Source organism: Chryseobacterium herbae, assembly GCF_025154075.1.
GTDB lineage: Bacteria > Bacteroidota > Bacteroidia > Flavobacteriales > Weeksellaceae > Chryseobacterium > Chryseobacterium herbae.
Window position 1 is genome coordinate 403,180 of sequence record NZ_JAOAMU010000001.1, and the last position, 18,496, is coordinate 421,675.

At 36.9% G+C, this 18,496-nt stretch carries 18 protein-coding genes; 13 read left to right on the forward strand and 5 right to left on the reverse strand.

All coding sequences use genetic code 11. From position 1 onward, the window contains the following. The first annotated feature begins 24 nt into the window (after window positions 1-24). The 9 genes from N0B48_RS01725 to N0B48_RS01765 all read left to right on the forward strand — a co-directional run bounded on the left by N0B48_RS01725 (window position 25) and on the right by N0B48_RS01765 (window position 8,376). Window positions 25-813 (forward strand): hypothetical protein, encoded by a 789-nt coding sequence (locus N0B48_RS01725; protein WP_259836155.1) that lies wholly within the window; start codon window positions 25-27, stop codon window positions 811-813. A 102-nt stretch (window positions 814-915) separates the two neighbouring features. After that, complete coding sequence (locus tag N0B48_RS01730; protein ID WP_259836157.1) at window positions 916-1,320, forward strand: putative periplasmic lipoprotein; 405 nt, start codon at window positions 916-918, stop codon at window positions 1,318-1,320. A 347-nt stretch (window positions 1,321-1,667) separates the two neighbouring features. Continuing rightward, a complete protein-coding gene (locus tag N0B48_RS01735) occupies window positions 1,668-3,143 on the forward strand; it encodes a serine hydrolase domain-containing protein (RefSeq protein ID WP_259836160.1) in 1,476 nt (491 codons plus the stop codon). Between the two features lie 42 nt (window positions 3,144-3,185). Then, window positions 3,186-3,800, forward strand: coding sequence for a hypothetical protein (locus N0B48_RS01740; RefSeq protein ID WP_259836163.1), 615 nt, complete (start codon window positions 3,186-3,188; stop codon window positions 3,798-3,800). A 161-nt stretch (window positions 3,801-3,961) separates the two neighbouring features. After that, a complete protein-coding gene (locus N0B48_RS01745; protein ID WP_259836166.1) occupies window positions 3,962-5,125 on the forward strand; it encodes an iron-containing alcohol dehydrogenase in 1,164 nt (387 codons plus the stop codon). A 424-nt stretch (window positions 5,126-5,549) separates the two neighbouring features. Continuing rightward, window positions 5,550-6,011: a lipocalin-like domain-containing protein gene (locus tag N0B48_RS01750; protein ID WP_259836169.1), complete on the forward strand. Its 462-nt coding sequence runs from the start codon at window positions 5,550-5,552 to the stop codon at window positions 6,009-6,011. A 66-nt stretch (window positions 6,012-6,077) separates the two neighbouring features. After that, window positions 6,078-6,734 (forward strand): GDSL-type esterase/lipase family protein, encoded by a 657-nt coding sequence (locus N0B48_RS01755; RefSeq protein ID WP_259836171.1) that lies wholly within the window; start codon window positions 6,078-6,080, stop codon window positions 6,732-6,734. A gap of 14 nt (window positions 6,735-6,748) precedes the next feature. Continuing rightward, entirely contained in the window at window positions 6,749-7,717 is a 969-nt protein-coding gene (locus N0B48_RS01760; protein WP_259836173.1) for a tetratricopeptide repeat protein, read from the forward strand. 218 nt (window positions 7,718-7,935) lie between these two features. Next, window positions 7,936-8,376 carry a lipocalin family protein gene (locus N0B48_RS01765; RefSeq protein ID WP_259836176.1) on the forward strand — a complete coding sequence of 147 codons (441 nt, stop codon included), beginning with the start codon at window positions 7,936-7,938 and terminating at the stop codon, window positions 8,374-8,376. Window positions 8,377-8,424: 48 nt separating this feature from the next. Here the strand turns inward: N0B48_RS01765 and N0B48_RS01770 are convergent, their stop codons facing one another. The 4 genes from N0B48_RS01770 to N0B48_RS01785 all read right to left on the reverse strand — a co-directional run bounded on the left by N0B48_RS01770 (window position 8,425) and on the right by N0B48_RS01785 (window position 12,878). Then, on the reverse strand, window positions 8,425-9,786 hold the full coding sequence (locus tag N0B48_RS01770; protein ID WP_259836177.1) for a DEAD/DEAH box helicase: 1,362 nt from the start codon (window positions 9,784-9,786) through the stop codon (window positions 8,425-8,427). Window positions 9,787-10,025: 239 nt separating this feature from the next. Next, window positions 10,026-10,535, reverse strand: a complete 510-nt coding sequence (locus N0B48_RS01775) for a hypothetical protein (RefSeq protein ID WP_259836179.1) — start codon at window positions 10,533-10,535, stop codon at window positions 10,026-10,028. 88 nt (window positions 10,536-10,623) lie between these two features. Next, window positions 10,624-12,273 (reverse strand): ABC1 kinase family protein, encoded by a 1,650-nt coding sequence (locus N0B48_RS01780; protein ID WP_259836182.1) that lies wholly within the window; start codon window positions 12,271-12,273, stop codon window positions 10,624-10,626. A gap of 398 nt (window positions 12,274-12,671) precedes the next feature. Beyond that, a complete protein-coding gene (locus tag N0B48_RS01785) occupies window positions 12,672-12,878 on the reverse strand; it encodes a cold-shock protein (protein WP_349644526.1) in 207 nt (68 codons plus the stop codon). Window positions 12,879-13,079: 201 nt separating this feature from the next. On the opposite strand from N0B48_RS01785, the gene N0B48_RS01790 reads away from it, so the two are divergent. From N0B48_RS01790 to N0B48_RS01800, 3 genes are all read left to right on the forward strand, one after another. Continuing rightward, window positions 13,080-13,244, forward strand: a complete 165-nt coding sequence (locus tag N0B48_RS01790; protein WP_167375270.1) for a hypothetical protein — start codon at window positions 13,080-13,082, stop codon at window positions 13,242-13,244. A 118-nt stretch (window positions 13,245-13,362) separates the two neighbouring features. Beyond that, window positions 13,363-14,175 (forward strand): helix-turn-helix domain-containing protein, encoded by an 813-nt coding sequence (locus N0B48_RS01795; protein ID WP_259836188.1) that lies wholly within the window; start codon window positions 13,363-13,365, stop codon window positions 14,173-14,175. Window positions 14,176-14,249: 74 nt separating this feature from the next. Continuing rightward, window positions 14,250-15,926, forward strand: coding sequence for an alpha/beta hydrolase-fold protein (locus tag N0B48_RS01800; RefSeq protein ID WP_259836190.1), 1,677 nt, complete (start codon window positions 14,250-14,252; stop codon window positions 15,924-15,926). 140 nt (window positions 15,927-16,066) lie between these two features. Here the strand turns inward: N0B48_RS01800 and N0B48_RS01805 are convergent, their stop codons facing one another. Beyond that, window positions 16,067-17,575 carry a carbon-nitrogen hydrolase family protein gene (locus tag N0B48_RS01805; RefSeq protein WP_259836193.1) on the reverse strand — a complete coding sequence of 503 codons (1,509 nt, stop codon included), beginning with the start codon at window positions 17,573-17,575 and terminating at the stop codon, window positions 16,067-16,069. 398 nt (window positions 17,576-17,973) lie between these two features. On the opposite strand from N0B48_RS01805, the gene N0B48_RS01810 reads away from it, so the two are divergent. Then, window positions 17,974-18,456 (forward strand): hypothetical protein, encoded by a 483-nt coding sequence (locus N0B48_RS01810; RefSeq protein ID WP_259836195.1) that lies wholly within the window; start codon window positions 17,974-17,976, stop codon window positions 18,454-18,456. Window positions 18,457-18,496 lie beyond the last annotated feature (40 nt).

The window sequence follows — 18,496 nt, forward strand, 5'->3', positions numbered from 1 at the left end:
GTTTTTTGATAAAATTAATTAGTTTTGGTGCCTAGGTTTTCTGTTTCCATGATCAAATTCAATTTCAAAGCCAATATCAATACATCCGGGACTGCAATCGACAAGAAAGGTTTAAAAATCATCTTAATTGTTTTTTCGCTATTTATTTTAATCGGTATAGCCATGTTTGTAGGCTTCTGGTCCTTTGCCTTCAGTAGGATCGATTATATACAAAACGCAAACGTGGAGCGGTACGAGCAGAAAAAAGCTATCGCTGCTCTTCCTGTTTTGAAATGTGTAGTCTATACGGATCAAACAATAACTTCCCCTGCATCCGGCGAAGAGGCGGCCCTTTATCTCCTGCGTGTTGGTAATGTAAAATCCTATATAGCTTCATCTGAGGCCCATTACGGCCAGTATAGAACTTATGAAAATTTCGACTACAATATGGTTGCGAGATATCCAAAAGGGACAAAGCTTTCTATCAACGGTAAATTATACCCCATTGATTTTAAACTCTGCATTATGGACAGTCTTGGCGGCGGAGAAACGCATTTCACTAAAGATATCTACAGTGCAAAAGCTCATGAAAAATACGATATACGGGTTTATAAAACTTCAGAAAACCTAAAAATGGATGCACTGAGAAATCTTCATCCGTGGATCAAGGATTATTATCATTCTTATAAAGGTTTGAAAAATATTTTAGTGCAAGAATATGTATTCAAAAATGGAGATTCTGTCTATATCAAAGGAAAGATAGAGCATAATAAAATTGTTCCGTTTGTGGAACATATGTTATATACTCCTTCGACATTAAGCGACAATCAGTAAACTATTCCGGAATATTCAGGAGTCGTCATCACATTCAGGTTTACAATAATTTTGAATACAACCATTTAATGATTAATTTTACTTTTCACAGAAATTAATCCAATGAAAAATATATTTATCTTTTTTTTAATGGCTTTTACTCTAACAGCCTGTGGTGAAGATTGCTATAATGCTCCCCAAACGATAGCTTTCAAGTTCGTAGATTCTAATAATGAAAATCTGATCACAAACGGAACGCTTGTTACTTATTCAATTAAAGATGAAAATCAGGTTGGAGTACAATTAACCAAAACATCCGAAGACATGATCATTTTAGAAAATGTGGGTGCTTATAATGGTACAAAAAATTACATTTTCTCCTCAAATATTAAAACTTTTAATTTTTCGATACAGTCGTCAGAATTTAAAGGAGGTTGTGATGGTTATCAGATCAATAAATTAACGTTTACGGGTGTAGGTATTGATGTCACAGATGAAAAAGGATACTATAAAATTGTCCTGCAGTAGAGAATTTTAGGTAGCAGGTAACAGATATTAGGTAGCAGGTTGTAGGGATTAGGACTTCTGCTGAAGGTTGAAATTATGGTCTTTCGATTTTAGTCAAGAGCTAAGAAACAAGATGCCGTATGCCAAACATCAGATTTCAGACACTGGTAGTGGTGGCTTCGAGGACCTCAGCCACCAGATACTGCACTCCTCATTGGATATTCCAACGAATGACTGATATTCCAAATGGTAGCTGAGGCTCCCGAAGCCACCATAAGACTCTCTCGCCCCTTCAGTTAAAATAAGAAAAGACTTTATAATGCATGTAATAAAAAGCTAAGTTACCATGTCTTATAACAAACAGTCCAATGAAAATCTTATTAAAATCATTTCTACTGATTATCGTTGTTATTTTCCCCAAAGATTATACAGCACAAAAGCGTTCTGACAGCATTGATACTTTCATCAGGCATAAAATGCAGGAATTGAAGATCCCCGGACTTCAATTGGCTATCATCAGAAATGATAAAATTGATCAGCTCAGCAGCTATGGGATGGCCAATATTGAACATCAGATTCCAACAAAAAACAATACTGTATTTTCAATCAACTCAATGACAAAAGCATTTGTTGGGGTTGCCATTATGCAGTTACAGGAACAGGGGAAATTAAAGACAGATGATGCTATTTCCAAATACCTCACTGATATTCCCGAAAGCTGGAAGAAAATAACCTTCAAACAACTTTTAAGTAACACATCCGGTCTTCCCAATAATATTGATCAAAAAGAACAGGTTTTGGGAGAAGGTATTGAAAGTAAAAACTGGGAAATCGTTAAAACCCTTCCGATGGAGTTTTCACCTGGTGAAAAATTCAGTTATAACCAAACGGGCTATTTTATCTTAGGAAAAATAATTACGCAGTTGAGCGGAATTCATTTCACAAAATTTATTGAAGACAATCAATTCAAACCTGCCAAGCTGCTTGTTACTCAATTTGGAGATTCCAATGATATTATTGAAAATAGTGCAGGGGCTTATTCCACGATTATCAATAACGACGGACAATGGATCAACGACGGAAAGCTTCACAACGTTTTCGCGACTTTCCCGCTCTTTTTCCGAACAGCTACGGGAATTATATCCTCAGCGGAAGATTTAAGCAAATGGCTTCTTGCTTTACAGGAAGGAAAACTGCTTAAAGATAAAAAAAGCATCAAAGAGCTTTTCACAACCATCAAACTCAATAACGGTGATGTAGGCGGTTTTAATAAACTCACGAATGGCTATGCTCTGGGATGGCCTACCGTTATAAGAGCTGAACACCCTGCCGTTGCCCCCGTTGGTGGCATGCGTTCTACTTTATTTGTATATCCTCAGGATCATTTGTCCATTGTGGTTTTAACCAATCTGCAGGGCTCAAATCCTGAATGGTTCATTGATGAAATTGCGGGATATTACCTACCGGATATGAAAGCTGAAAATGGTTTTGGGCTCAGTCCTCATATGAAAATGCTGTACTTACAAACTATTGCAGACGGTTATCAAAATGTAAGTTCGGTTTACCGGAAAATCAAAAAGAAAAACAAAAGCTTCACAGTGTCTGAAGATGAGATTAATTCATGGGGTTATCAGATGATAAACCGTAATCTTAAAAATGAAGCATTGGCTGTTTTCAGATTGAATACAGAATTATTTCCCAATAGCTCCAATGTTTTTGACAGTTATGGTGAAATATTAGATGTATTGGGACGTAAAGAAGAAGCCGTTGCAAATTATAAAAAATCATTACTACTCAATCCCGATAATACCAATGCGGCGAATTATTTAAAGGATAAAAAATAAATCTTCATCCATTTTCGTAAATTTGCCCAAAGCACTTCCTTTATGAGAATGATCGTCTTCGCTTCCCTGATCCTTTCCAATCTGTTTTTTGCGCAGACCACAGTTCCCGATGACTACAGGAAGATTCCGGATATTCTGGATACTACGGAATATTTGTACCCGTTTATTGTTCCGGACAAAGACTATGGTTACTGGAGAGTCCTTACCAATGACACTGATCCTGAAAAAGCAGTGATCTACGAAAGCCAGATGCCGGATTTTATGACCATTAATGAACCTCTTCCTGAAAAAGGCTTCTTCCAGCAATGTATCGGTATCCGATGCTTTTCCTACATCCTTGCCTGTAAAAAAGAAAGATCCGTTTATTTTTCCAGTGAGAAGCAGTTAAGAGATTTCATCGGAACAGTTGATAATCTTCCGGAAGCTGTTTTATTGGCTCAAACGTATGGTTTTTCCGTAGATACGAGCAATAAAGTAAGTAGCTCATATAAAATGGAGGACAGACATATCTATCTGTATGTTTCAAAATCTAAGGGATGTCCTGAAATCCGGGAATCATATTTGATAAAGATCAACAGAAAAACTGGTAAACTGGAATCAAAAAATAACGGTATCTATTTTAAAGCTGAAAATTGTAATCAGACCGTTTCCCCGTAAAAAACAAAGAGATCAATAGAAGTTTATCAGCTATGTTCTTATAGCAATGATAGCGACAATTTAAATCGTTATTATAAAACGCTGTGATAGTAATTTTAAAATTTCATTAACTCAGTTTTTGTATTGCTTTCCGTAAATTTGAATCCAATAAATTTAGAACAATGCTTAATTTCGAGTTTAAAAATCCAACAAAAATACTTTTCGGAAAAGGTGAAATCGCCAAGATCTCCCGTGAAGTTCCGAAAGATGCCAAAATATTAATGATCTACGGAGGCGGAAGCATCAAAAACAATGGTGTTTACGATCAGGTAAAAGAAGCTCTGAAGGATCATGATCTGTACGAATTCGGTGGTGTTCCCGCCAATCCTGAATACGAAGTACTGATCAATGCTTTAAGTGTTATCAAAGAAAAAAAGATCAACTATCTTCTTGCTGTGGGTGGAGGATCTGTCATCGACGGAACTAAATTCCTTTCAGCAGCAGCCAACTATGACGGCGAGCCCTGGGATATCCTTAGAAATTCGGTGAGAACTTTTGAAGGGGAAGGAATGCCATTCGGAAGTATTCTGACATTGCCGGCAACAGGTTCTGAAATGAATTCAGGCTATGTTATCTCAAGAAGGGAAACCAACGAGAAACTATCTTCAGGAGGTCCCGGTCTTTTCCCTCAGTTTTCAGTATTAGATCCGGAAGTAATCAGAACAATTCCTAAGAACCAGATCGTGAACGGGATCACAGATGCTTATACTCACGTTTTGGAACAGTATATGACTGCTCCATCTTCCGCAGATCTTCAGGAAAGAATCGCTGAAAGTATCCTCATCAGCCTTCAGGAAACCGCTCCTAAAGTACTGAAAGGTGATTTTGATTATAATGCGGCCGGAAACTTTATGTGGTGCTGTACAATGGCTCTGAATGGACTGATCCAGAAAGGAGTAATCACAGACTGGGCGGTGCACGCCATGGGACATGAACTGACTGCTTATTTCGGAATCGACCACGCAAGAACTTTAGCCGTGATTGCGCCTTCCCACTACCGTTATAATTTTGAAACAAAGAAAGGAAAACTGGCTCAGTACGCTGAAAGAGTCTGGGGAATCAAAGAAGGAACACTGGAAGAAAAAGCTGAACTGGGAATTAAAAAAATGGAGGAATTCTTCCACAGCCTGGATATCAAAACCAAACTTTCCGAATATACAGAAGAATATAAAGGAACTGCTGAAAGAGTGGAAAAAGCATTTACCGACAGAAACTGGTCAGGACTTGGCGAGTACAAAAAACTGACGCCTCAGGATGCTTATAAGATTGTGGAGATGAGTTATTAGGGGTGCGGGATTCGGGATTTTGAGTTTCGGGATTCGGGGTGAGAGAGTTTGAGAGTTTGAGAGTAAATGTGTTGAAGGGTTGCCGGTTGCTTGTTTGGAGTAATTAAGTTAATGAGTTATTGTCTGACGTCTGATGTCTGATGTCTGGCATCTTGGCTCTTGATTACCGGCTCTCACAACCTAAAACTCCCCATTCACTTGCGAAGCAAAATTGACAATTGACCTTACCAGAGACAAAAATTGTAAACTCTGACACATCCCCTGCAACCTAGCATCTGCTATCTGTTACCCATAAAAACCTTTCACTTTCCAAGCTTCATAATATAAAATCCTGTTATTTATAAACATTCGTTTAAAAAAGCAGGATTTCATTATAGATATTTCAAATTTATTTATATTTTAGCATATTCTAAAATTTGTGAAAATGAAAAAACAGCTACTTTTATTTGCCTTTTCTGCTTTAGCACTAACTTCCTGCAAAGATGACAACCTCGAAGCTTATGAGTTAGAGATGATGAGCGGAGACTGGAAGGTAAGCAAAATCCAGACTATTTCCGGAAAAGACAATAAAACAGTACTTTTAACTGAAACACCTTCCGACTGTGAAGCTAAAAATACGCTACATTTCAGAAGTGACTATTACACAAGCTTCACGTATTACTCCGGAACCGGCGCTAATTGTCAGATTAGCGGAAAAAATGAAGGACAGTTTACTTATAACGAAGAGTCTAAACTGTTGAGCATCAAAAATACCAATGATACCGAGAGATGGCACAGAGTGGAAGTCCTGACAAGCCAGGATCTGAAGCTGGCACAACTGTTCGGAGCTTACGACTACAACAACGACGGTACTGACGATCTGATCTACATTACCTACAAAAGATAAACACAGACTCCCGATAAAATCGGGAGTTTTTTATTACTTTTATCTGATATTTTAAAATTGACTCTAATGAAGAAGATTCTCTCGGTATTCCTATTGCTGTACTTTGCCTTATCCTTTTCTCAGGATAAAAAGTCAATGTTCTGGCAGGACATTCAGAATTTCAAAAAAGCCGATCAGGAAAACACCCCGCCCAAAAACGCCATCCTGCTGATAGGAAGTTCCTCTTTTACAAAATGGATAGATGTGGCCAGCTATTTCCCTGACAAAACAATTATCAACAGAGGTTTCGGAGGTTCAAGAATGACGGATCTTAATGATTTTGCTGATGATCTTTTAAATCCTTATCAGCCTAAACAGATCATCATCTATTGCGGCGATAATGATTTCGCAGACAACCATGACCTGAAGGCTGAAGTAGTCGTTAACAGGTTTAAAACATTCTACAAGAAAATCCGACAAAGATTTCCGGATATTGAAGTGGATTTCATCTCCATCAAATTTTCTCCGAGCCGCGAAATTCTATGGCCGCAGATGAAAGAAACGAATGAGAAAATCGCTGCATTCATGAAAAAGGAACCTAAGGCAGAGTTCATCGATATAACAAAAGCCATGGAAGATTCCAATGGAAAGGTAAGAAGAGATCTTTTCCTGGAAGATATGCTTCATCTGACTCCGGAAGGCTATGAAGTGTGGACGAAGGTCATGAAACCTTATATGAAATAATTTAAATAAAAATGATGAAAAAAAGAATATCCATTTTAATTTCAGTCTTTGCCTGTGTATCAGTTTTCGGACAGAAAAAAGAAAGCTTTGATAAACAAAAATTGATTCAGGAGCTTTCTGATAATGCGTGTAAATGTGCAGATTCAATTACTTTATTTAACAGAGATAAAAAAGACATTTTAAAAGATATCCATGCTTGTATTGATCAAAATGCAGGAGCACTACAGTTTGGAACATTAATAGGTAATGTTGAAACTTTAAAAGAAAATGCCCCTGTGGTCAATGGCAAAAAGGAGGTAAACCTGACCCTTAACACAGATAAAGATTCTCAACAATATATAGAAAGTTATAACGAGCTTGAGCGCTATCTGATGAAAAACTGCACAAGTATACAACATGCAACCAGAATAACAGAAACTAAATCTGAAGGACTTTCAAAAGATCCGATTGCTTTAGAATTCTATGAAAAGGCATTAGAGGCATCAAAAAAAGAAGACTGGGAGAATGCGATCAAAAACTATGAACAAGCTGTAAAAAAAGATCCTAAGTTCACTTATGCCTGGGACAATTTAGGGATCAATTACAGAAGAACCGGGGAATATGATAAAGCTCTTGATGCGTACAAAAAATCGCTTGAAATAGATCCTAAAGGTAAAATGCCTTTGCAGAACATTCCAATGGTTTACATTTACAAGAAAGACTTCCAAAAGGCAATTGAGGCATATTTAGCACTAGAAAAAATATATCCCGAAGATCCTGAAATGTATTACGGAATCGGTCAGGTATACCTTTCCGGTATTAAAGACAATGAAAAAGCATTGGACTATATCTGTAAAGCTTACAGAATTTATAACAATCAGAAATCTCCCTACAGGGCAGATGCAGAAACAGTGATATCATCCATCTATAAAATGATGAAGGAAAAAGGTGAAGTTGAAAAATTTAAAGAAATTTTGAAAAAAAACAATATAAATTTTCAATAAACCAAATCCAGCTTTGCTGTTTTTTGTTTTTTAAGAATACGCCATTACCAATCATTATCCCTTTTCCAGCATTTTTTAATCCGAATTCAGGTTTTTTCATTAATTTGTAGTACCAAACCCATTACAAACTGATATGAAAAGAATGATAATTGTATTCATTGCAGTTATTATTTCATGCGGTTCTGAAACAATAAAGTGAAACATTGATTACAGGAACTATGAAAAAATATAAGTTGACATTATGGCTGTCAGTTCTTGTCCTGACTTCCTGCCAAAAAGATGACCAGGCGGATTCTCCCGTTTTAGGAATGTGGAAAGCCACAAAAAACAGGATCATCTCGGGTAACAACAGCATGATCCTGTTACAAAATCCATTAACGGGCTGCGAGGCAAGTACTACTTACCAGTTCTGGTCCAACGGTGATTTTGAATACAGACAGTACTGCAGCACACCATCAATCCACGAAACGGGAACCTTCAGTTATGGTGAAAACAGTAATACTATTACCTTTTATATTACTACTGATGGTAATAATCAGCTGGGATCAGAGACATTATATGCACTCACCAACACCGAAATGCAGATTATCACTGGTAAATCTGACTATGATATGGATGGCGTTCAGGATACATCAGTCACTGTGTATACCAAACAGTAACATACTTTATCTAAACAAAAAAATCCCTGAACGGGATTTTTTTTATCTTTATTTCTTTTTCTTAGATTTTGATGTAGATATGGATTTCTGCTGAGCTCTGTTCGCTCCAAACTTCTTGGGTGCTTTTCTTTTTGAAGGTCCGCCCCAGTTTTCTTTTTTGTTTTTATCCTTTTTCTCGTGGAATGCTCCTCCTCCTTCATACAGTTTTACCTGTGCCGGATTTTTCATAATGATCACATCTTCTTCGGAAGCGATCTTCTTAGGATTTATTTTTACTTCTGCAGGGAAATCAGTAAACTTAAGATCTTTGTCCATCAATAACTCAATGTCAAGAACATAAGCTTCTTCTTTTTTAGTAACAAACGTAATTGCTTTACCGTCTTTATCTGCTCTACCCGTTCTACCTATTCTGTGAATATACTGTTCAGGAATTTCAGGGGTTTCAAAGTTGATAACGTGGGTAATATTTGAAATATCCAGACCTCTGGCCATTACGTCAGTGGTAATCAATCCTCTGACCTCTTCATTTTCAAATCTTTTCATGGCTTTAAGCCTGTAGTTCTGAGATTTGTTTGAGTGAATCACGTCAAATTGCTCAGGGAAAAGTTCATCAATTTTAGCAAAAAGAAGATCAGAATTTTTCTTATTATTCGTGAAAATCAACACCTTGGACATTTCATCTTCATTGGTCTTCAATAAATGCTCAAGAAGGTTAATCTTTGTATTAAAGTTTTCAACTTTATAACCGGACTGCTCAATTTTTTCAAGAGGCGTTCCTGATTTTGCCAGTGAAATTTCTATCGGACTCGCAAAATATTGGTCCAGCATTTCATCTACAGCTTCCGTCATGGTAGCCGAGAAAAGAATATTCTGTCTCTTCGGCTTCATCATTTCAAAAATATGGGTAAGCTGCGGTCTGAACCCTAAGTTTAGCATCTCATCAAACTCATCAATGATCAGCTTTTGAACTTCTCTTAATGAAATAGCGTTGTCAATGGCAAGGTCCATTACCCTACCCGGAGTTCCTACCAGAATATCACATCCATTGTTAAATAACAGTTTCTGTGTATTGATATTTTTCCCTCCATATATTCCGATCACCCTTGCGGTAATATTTTCTGTAAGTTTCTCAACAATTTCAGCTACCTGTACTACCAATTCTCTTGTAGGTACAAGGATCAAAACAGTAGGATTCCCGTTTTTGTTGTATTTCCATGTTTTAAGAACCGGCAGAAGATAAGCTAATGTTTTCCCGGTTCCGGTCTGTGCGATCCCCATTACATCTCTCCCGGAAAGTATAGGCCCAATGCTCTTTTCCTGAATAGGTGTAGGCTCGAATAATTCCAGATCCGCTAAAACATCAAGAATTTTAACCGGCAGGTCAAAATCCGCAAAAGTGAGTTTTTCCATGGTGCAAAGATAGGTATTTAAATTTAGAGGATTATCTTGTGTGAATGGTGAATTTTGCTTCGCAAGTGAATGGTGGCTTCGAGTTCCTCAGCCACCAGATATTGCGCTCCTGATTGAATATTCCATTGAATAAGTTGATATTCCAGATGGTGGCTGAGGAACTCGAAGCCACCATCACCTATAAACTCAATTTACACTAAGACTCTAAAACCCTCCGACTCTCAAACATGCCCCGAAGCTCAATTTACCTTCACGCTTGTACTCTTAATCCTGATATCATCATCTTCCCATTCGCTTGAGGTAATGATCACATATCCTTTCTTTTTAGGATCTTTTTTGATAGGAAATTTTTCTTCTTCCCATTGTGAACAGTGTGTAGAAATAGATGGTACCAAAGGTTTCCAACCGGTTTTACTTAGTGTATAGACATGAAAGCCATGCCAGCAGCTTGTACACCAGCCGGGATAAAAACCAACTTCATCTTTTCCATCTTCATTAAGGTCTCCCAGATTGTACAGTCCACCGTTATTGGCAGGTGAAATCGTAAACGATTTTATTTTTTGATCGCTGAAATAAATGGTGGTTTCACATTTTCCATCGCATTCATCCGTACAGTCGCTGACTTTTGTGTAGGCGTATTCTTTTGTCCCATTGCCGTCATAGTCGCCAAGAATTCCTTTTTCATCGGATTCCTGCGCTATGAACAATGCGCTGGAGAAAGTAAGGGTGGCTAAGATTAGTTTTTTCATGGTTTTTTTTTTGCGGGTTTCGAGTTTCGAGATGCGATTCTGATGTCTCATGTCTGAAATCTGATGTCTGATGTCTGATATTTAACTTCTATTTCCTGGCTACTCTCAATAAAAGTATCACGACCAATATCATAGAAAATATAAAGCCTAAAACCCCTACAACAGACAACTCTCCTATTCTGGGTCCGGATTCCGAAACAAAAACAATAGCCGTAGCAATAATGTTGGCTCCCAGAATCATGGCTAAAATTAAATTGATGACGCTTGATTTGATCAGCTGGTTGGTCTTTTCAATATTTTTAATTTCGCTGGATATCGTGAATTTATTGTCATCCAGTTTCTGGAGAACAGATCTGAGTTCTTTCGGAATTTCATCCACATTATCTGTGAAATTCAACATCCGGTCCATTCCGGTTTTTAAAAGATTCTTTGGTTTGATCTTATTGGTTAATATTTTTCTGGTGTACGGATGAAGGCTTTTTACAATATCAAGATCCGGATTGATCGTCCTTCCTACTCCTTCTATCAGGCTGATTCCTTTAAACAAAAGATAAAAATAGTCCGGCATATACAGCCTGTTATCTTTCAGAATATCTTTCATTTTATTGATGATCACCTGAACATTGATATCCTGCAGCGAGGAACTGTGAACAAAATTCAGAATGTCTTCTACATCATTTTCAAATCGTCTCTCGTCAGGAATTTCATAACTGACTGCCATTTTTTTAAGGTGACGTACAATTTTATGTGGATTTTTAGCGACAAAGCTTACAATCAGATTTTCGAGGATCTCCTTATCATTCGGTTGAATTTTTCCTACCGCACCAAAATCGATGAAAACAATTTTCCCATCCTTTTTGACTAAAATATTTCCGGCATGCGGATCGGCGTGAAAAAATCCGTAATCAAGAATCTGCGAAACAAACAGCCTCAATCCTACTTCGGAAACCTTTACAGGATCAATATTATTGGCTAAAAGTTCCGCTTTATCAGTAACCTTAATCCCATCAATAAATTCCATACAGAGAATATTGTTGTTGGAATAGTCCTCATAGATTTTGGGAACATAGGTTTCTTTATGGTTCTTAAAATTCCGTGCAAAATGCAGGATATTTTCCTTTTCGTTGATCAGGGAAACTTCCTCCAGTAAAGATTTTTCAAAAGTGGAAATCGCCTGTTTCAGATTGAGTTTTTCTCCGATTTCGGAATAGGCCGAGACCAGCTTTTCCAGATCTTTGATGAGCAGCAAATCATCTTCAATAACCGTTTGTACATCAGACTTTTTAAGTTTGAGGATGACAGGGCTGCCATCCATCAAAACAGCTTTATATACCTGTGCAATAGATGCTGTGGCCAAGGGTTCTTTCTGAATTTCCTGAAAATGGTCTTTGATGGATATATTGAATTCATTTTCAAGAATTTCTTCTACATCCATATCCACGGTATCCACTTTGTCCTGAAGCTTCTGCAGCTCCTGAATCAGTTCCGGCGGAAGAAGATCTTCCCGGTTACTGAATGTCTGTCCCAATTTTACAAAGGTAGGCCCGAGCTCTTCCAGCACCAGCCTGATTCTTTCATATACCGTTCCTTTAGAAATCACCTCGTCCGGATCAGCAGAGATGGGTTCCTGTTTATTTCCTGTATTCATTCTCGCCAGCATATCTTTAAATCCGTATTTACTCAGTACGGAAATTAGTCTGGCCGATCTTTTCAGTTTTCTTTGCTGTTTGTCAAACATATGTTTCTCAATAGTTGATGCAAATTACTCCAAAAATTGTTCCTATTGCTATTTTAATTTTTATTTGAACGGTAAATCTTAGAATGAAGCAGATATAGAATTGTCTTTTGATCTGGCTTTAAATGATGAGCTTTTAAAACTTTTTTTAATCTGCTCTATCTGTGTAATCTGCGAGAGAAAAGATTAATGGAGTATAGAACCGAGTGACTTGGGAATCTGATAGGACTGCATCCTATCTTGGGTTAAATCGCCACGTTGTGACTGGGTTTTCTCAGCAGATTTTAATTACAGGATTTTAAGGCTAAAAATGAGTCTGATCCTTTTTTATAACCCAAAAATTTACAAAAAAAAGCCGCCTGAAATGGCAGCTTTATTTGAAACAATATCTTAATAAGTTATTATCCTACTATTCTAACATTGTCTGCTTCAGGTCCTTTTTTACCTTCTTTAATATCAAATTCTACTGCCTGTCCTTCTTTCAAAGTTCTAAGGCCTGAAGACTGAATGGCTGAATGGTGGCAAAAAATATCGTTTCCGCCTCCGTCTGGTGTAATAAAACCAAAACCTTTTGTTTCGTTAAACCATTTTACTGTTCCTGTCATTATATTATATTTAAATTGATCAGTGAAGATAGTAATTTCATGAATATCCTGAAAAAAAAATACCACTCTTCTTTGATTTTTTTTTGTAACGTCCACAAAATAAAATAAATAAAAATGAAAAAAATTTACTGATACAATTATGTAAAAGGATTTTTTTATCTTTATCCTTAACAAATTACCAACTAACCTATAAAATTTTACAAAATGAAAAATTTACGTAACAGCAAACTTTCAAGAGAACAATTAAAAGGAATTTCAGGGAGCGGCATCGTTATCGGCAACTGTTCAAACAAGTGCTGCCCGGATGATGGAAGACCAAGATGCCCAAGACTGATCTGTCCTGCAGTAGTATGTCCTCAGCTAGCCTAAGAATTTGAAGAAATATTCAACAGAGAGCAGAAATCCATCTGCTCTTTTTTATTTTACGGGAGAAAGATCTTTAAATTGTCTATATTGAGCTCAAATGAGAAAAGACCAATTCTAGAAAATGAACGATACATTTGAAACTTTTAAACCTAAGAATTCATTGATCAAATCTTATGTTGATTATTATTATCTGGATATAAAACCGGATAATGTGATTACCGAATTTCAGTGTTTTCCTCATTTCAACAATACGATTTCTCTTTATCAATCCCATACCCAGGTAGAAAAAGGACATGTCATCTTCAATGAAGCTGCAAAACCATTCCAGATCTTCACTCCTATCAGGGAAAAAGTCCTCCATATTATACAATCCGGGAAAGTACATAGAATCGTTATCGTTTTTCATCCTCTGGGAATACAGCAGTTTTACAGACAGTTGAATTTTGCAGATTATATCACAGATTTTGAATTCCTCAGTCAACAAGAGCTGAATACACTTTTTTCAACAGAAGATCCGGAAGTCTTCACCAATCTTTTGGACAGTTGTCTAGAAAAGAGATTTAAAAATTTTGAAAATGCTATTCTTGAGCAGTCTATTGACTATATTTTCAGTCAGTGTGATGATTTTACGGTTGCAGAACTTTCCTCCAAATTAGGGATAAGCAGACAACACCTGAACAGGAATTTCCAGGCTCATTTAGGGGTTTCGGTAAAAAAATTCCATGAAATTGTGCTTTTCAGAAAAACCGTCAATGAGAAACTGTTTGAAAATCCGGATAGAAATTTCACAGAACTGGCGCATGAATTCAACTATAACGACCAGTCGCATTTTAACAAAGCTTATAAAAATTTTACCGAGAATTCTCCCAAAAGCTTTTTCGATAAAGGCACAATCCTGGGAAATCAGGATACATTCTGGTGTTTGCAGCCATAATTTGAAATGTTCCATTTTTACAATTTTTCACAGTCTTCAATGAATAACTTTGTCTCATCGAATTTTTAGATTGTATGAGATATTATTTAACGTTGAGCTTATTTCTGGTATGCCTTCTTGTCAACGGGCAGGAAAATTATTCAACTTTGACACAAAAAGCACTGGAAACGATGTGGAAAGCCAAAGATGAGACAGGTTACCAAAAATCACTGGACATGTATGAAGAGGCCTTTAAAATTTATCCTGACAGTATTGACGGGACAGGACTTTATAAAGCTTCCGTTTTGGCTTCAGAATTAAAAAATACAGATAAAGCTTTTAAATATCTTACCCCTCTTGCAAAAATGAAAGCTGATGAAGACGGATATCCCGGCTGGGGTTATGTGATTGGTGAATCTTCTAATGGTGAATACAAAAATTTACTTAATGATCCCAGATGGAAAACGCTTGTACAAGGCGCGGTGCGGGATAAAGAGCTTTTTTATAAAGATTTAAAGGAAATCCAGGATGAGTTTTTCAGAACAAAGGATTATTCTTTTGACGAAAAGGAAAACGCAGCTGTACTTTATTCCAAAATAAAGAATTCTTATCCTTATTTACCTAAAAAGCAGCAGAATTATTCCGTTTTATTTAAAGTAAATGATTCCACTAATACCTCCTATCTCGTTCATCTTCCCAAAGATTATGATCCTGGCAATAAGTATCCGGTTCTCTTTTTTCTTCATGGTGCCGTACGCAACAACGTTCTTACCGATTATCAGATGCCTGCGGAAAATCTTGGCGGTTGGAACAGGTTTTACACGAAATACGCAGATCTGAATCATGTTATCCTGGTTTTTCCGAAAGGTGGAAAAAAGTACAACTGGATGACTCCCGATGACGGATTTTTCATGATTCCGGAAATGCTGAAACAGATTAAAAAGACCATCAACGTAGATGATAATAAAGTCTTTATTTCCGGACATTCTAATGGAGCCACAGGTTCGTTTTCGTATCTTATGAAACAGCCTGGCCCATTTGCAGGGTTCTATGGATTTAATACATTTCCCAAAGTTTTTACAGGCGGAACTTTTATTGAAAATATAAAGAACCGTTCTTTCATTAACTTTTCTACCGATCAGGATTATTATTATCCCCCGAATGCCAATGATGATTTCACCAAACTGATGAAAGAAATCAAAGGTGATTATAAAGAACAGCGCAATAACGGATTTCCGCATTGGTTTCCACAGTTTGATGAATCGGAGCCGGCTGTCCAAACTGTTTTCAATGATTTAAAAAGCCGTAAAAGGAATCCGTTTCCAAAAGAAATAACCTGGGAATACGATGATAACAACTATGGAAATATGGATTGGATTTCTGATATGAAACTTGATACACTCCAATCCAAAGCCCAGTGGCACCAAGCATTAAATTTTAAAATCACAAAGTGGCTGAAATACGATAAGAATGACAGTCTGATCACTGAAAATGTAAATAAAAATGCCTTTGATTTCCCAAGAAAGTCAGGGAAGATAAAAGCTGTCTACACCGAAAACATCTTTAAGATCAAAACATCGTGTATACAATCTTTTTCCCTCAATATTTCTCCGGAAATGATTAATCCTGATAAAAAATTGAAGGTCTTTATCAATGGAAAGCTGTATTTCAATGGAAAAATAGAATATGACCGGAAGCTAATGCTCAGGAACTTTGAAAACAACAGAGATAGGGAACAGATCTGGATTTCTTCGCTGCATTTTAAGGTGTAAAATCATCAAACTAAAATATCCTGCCACATGACAGGATATTTTACATTTATTTAGAAGTCATTCACTATTGAGAATAAATTATAATTATACACTTCGACTTCGCTCAGTGTGACATTGCTAATAAAAGCCTGTTTTAGGTCTTACTTAAGGTAGGTTTCATAGAGGTCTTTTCTGCGGTCATTCATCACCTGAACGGAGCCGTTATGATGAAGATCTTTCAGTAAATTAAGGTCTACATCCACAATAAGAGTCATTTCCGTATTCGGAGTAGCCTCTCCTTTCACCGCATTGGATGGAAAAGCAAAATCTGAAGGCGTAAACACGGCAGCCTGACCAAACTGGATATCCATATTATTCACACCCGGAAGGTTTCCTACACAACCAGCAATAGCAACATAACATTCATTTTCGATGGCTCTCGCAGCGGCACAATGACGTACTCTGATGTAGGCATTCTGCGTGTCGGTAAGGTAAGGTACAAAGAGAATTTTCATTCCCTGATCGGCCAAAATCCTCGGCAATTCCGGAAATTCCACATCGTAGCAGATCACAAGACCTATTTTCCCGCAGTCGGTATCGAACACTCTGATCTCGTTTCCGCCCTTCATTCCGTAGTATTTTCTTTCATTTGGCGTGATGTGGATCTTTCGGTATTCATCGATCCGCCCGTCGCGGTGAAGCAAGTAACTTACATTGTACAAATCATTGTTATCAGGATCGAAAACAGGCATACTTCCGGAAATAATATTGACATTGTAGCTGATGGCCAGTTCGGAAATTTTCTTCTTGATATCCTCACTTAATTTGGCCAATTCGATCATACTGTCTCTTTCTGAAAGCTTGTTGAAAGGCGCCAACAGCGGCGTATTGAATAGTTCCGGGAAAAGGACAAAGTCCGATTTATAATCCCCCATCACATTGACAAAAAACTCAACCTGCTCATAAAATGCATCGATGTTTTTAAAATGCCTCATCTGCCACTGCACCAGTCCCAAACGGATGATGCTGTCCTGCATGGTATTGGGCTTTTTGCTGTAATAGATGTTGTTCCACTGCAACAAAACGGCATTTTCCAGAGATGATTCATCTTCCGGAAGGTATTTCTTCAGGATTTTTATGGGAAGGAAGTTGTTGGAAAGCTGGAAAGACAGCACTGGATCGTAAATTTCCTTGTCTCTGACTCTTCTGATGTATTCTCTCGGGGAAAGTTCGTCGCTGTATTTATGATAGTTCGGGATTCTTCCACCCAGAATGATCGATTTCAGATTAAGCAGTTCGCATAATTCTTTTCTGGCATCATAGAGTCTTCTTCCCAAACGCAGTTCACGAAACTCAGGATCTACAAAGACCTCAATTCCATAAAGAACATTTCCAGTTGAAAGGTGGGTATTGAATGTATAATTTCCTGTAATATCCACATAGGTATGATCATCTCCGAACTCGTCATAATTCACAATAATGGAGAGGGCTACGGCCGCTAGTTTTCCGTCTACCGTGATGCAGATCTGGCCTTTAGGAAATATTCTGGTGAGTTTTTCTATGCTTTTTTTAGACCAAATAGATTCGGACATTTGCGGATAAGCGCGTTTCATTGTTATTACCAATTCATCATAATCCTGAAGACTCAGGGCTCTTGTTTCTATTTGCATTTGACATAATTTTACTTAAATTTAGGGAAAAATAATCAGGAGAGAAACTTCTTATCAAAAACACATCTATAAAAATGAAACCATATGCCTTAGTTCTAGCTATAAGTCTCACGATTATTTTTATTTTAAGAATTTTTTATCCAGACTCAACAATCAATGTTTTACACAACTTAAACTTGTTTTCAGTATCTGAAATAAATACCCGAGAATTAAAACTTTTTGTGTATATCTATTTAATGGGGGCAATGTTATCAAATTATCTCATCTACCATAAACATATACTATTCAAGTTTATATATTGTTTATTAATTACTATCAATGTTTTACTTATCATTTTTTCGTTAAAACAATTCTAACCCAAATACTCCTCAATAAAGAGTCCATAGAACTTTAAAGCAATGGCTATTATCATACAAAATCAATCTGAATGCCCGATCTGCCATACTATTTTGTTTGATCATCAGAATATCGTTATGTTTCCGGCTTTCATACCCAATGTAAAAGATTCAATGTATTTGTTCAACGATGCTGGTATACATTATTCCTGCCTGGAAAAACATCCTTTGGGCACTAAGGCTTTAAAATTTGTGGAGAAAGTGATATTTAAAACAAGACCTAAAAACAGAATCTGCGATATTAGTGGAAACACAATAGATCTTCCTGAAAATCATTTATTTACCAATCTATTGACATCTAATGAAAAGGATGAACTGTATTCTTTCAACTTCATGAATATTGACATCCGAAATATTTCAAAATGGAAGGACAAACAGAATTTTATTGATGCCATTGAAAGGTTTGAGAAGGAGGAAAAATGGGAAACAATTGGACCGTTTAATTACTTAGAATATGTCTTGAAAAAATTAAAATCCCACCCTTAGACAGGCAGGATAATTTTATTTCGCGGTTATATGAGCTTCT

What these genes read in the sequence shown, in the direction of transcription:
- N0B48_RS01800 (WP_259836190.1), top strand. Translation starts at nt 14,250, where the DNA reads ATGAGATATTATTTAACGTTGAGCTTATTTCTGGTATGCCTTCTTGTC.
- N0B48_RS01775 (WP_259836179.1), bottom strand. Translation starts at nt 10,535, where the DNA reads ATGAAAAAACTAATCTTAGCCACCCTTACTTTCTCCAGCGCATTGTTC.
- N0B48_RS01745 (WP_259836166.1), top strand. Translation starts at nt 3,962, where the DNA reads ATGCTTAATTTCGAGTTTAAAAATCCAACAAAAATACTTTTCGGAAAA.
- N0B48_RS01770 (WP_259836177.1), bottom strand. Translation starts at nt 9,786, where the DNA reads ATGGAAAAACTCACTTTTGCGGATTTTGACCTGCCGGTTAAAATTCTT.
- N0B48_RS01755 (WP_259836171.1), top strand. Translation starts at nt 6,078, where the DNA reads ATGAAGAAGATTCTCTCGGTATTCCTATTGCTGTACTTTGCCTTATCC.
- N0B48_RS01780 (WP_259836182.1), bottom strand. Translation starts at nt 12,273, where the DNA reads ATGTTTGACAAACAGCAAAGAAAACTGAAAAGATCGGCCAGACTAATT.
- N0B48_RS01765 (WP_259836176.1), top strand. Translation starts at nt 7,936, where the DNA reads ATGAAAAAATATAAGTTGACATTATGGCTGTCAGTTCTTGTCCTGACT.
- N0B48_RS01730 (WP_259836157.1), top strand. Translation starts at nt 916, where the DNA reads ATGAAAAATATATTTATCTTTTTTTTAATGGCTTTTACTCTAACAGCC.
- N0B48_RS01760 (WP_259836173.1), top strand. Translation starts at nt 6,749, where the DNA reads ATGAAAAAAAGAATATCCATTTTAATTTCAGTCTTTGCCTGTGTATCA.
- N0B48_RS01805 (WP_259836193.1), bottom strand. Translation starts at nt 17,575, where the DNA reads ATGCAAATAGAAACAAGAGCCCTGAGTCTTCAGGATTATGATGAATTG.
- N0B48_RS01735 (WP_259836160.1), top strand. Translation starts at nt 1,668, where the DNA reads ATGAAAATCTTATTAAAATCATTTCTACTGATTATCGTTGTTATTTTC.
- N0B48_RS01795 (WP_259836188.1), top strand. Translation starts at nt 13,363, where the DNA reads ATGAACGATACATTTGAAACTTTTAAACCTAAGAATTCATTGATCAAA.
- N0B48_RS01740 (WP_259836163.1), top strand. Translation starts at nt 3,186, where the DNA reads ATGAGAATGATCGTCTTCGCTTCCCTGATCCTTTCCAATCTGTTTTTT.
- N0B48_RS01790 (WP_167375270.1), top strand. Translation starts at nt 13,080, where the DNA reads ATGAAAAATTTACGTAACAGCAAACTTTCAAGAGAACAATTAAAAGGA.
- N0B48_RS01750 (WP_259836169.1), top strand. Translation starts at nt 5,550, where the DNA reads ATGAAAAAACAGCTACTTTTATTTGCCTTTTCTGCTTTAGCACTAACT.
- N0B48_RS01810 (WP_259836195.1), top strand. Translation starts at nt 17,974, where the DNA reads ATGGCTATTATCATACAAAATCAATCTGAATGCCCGATCTGCCATACT.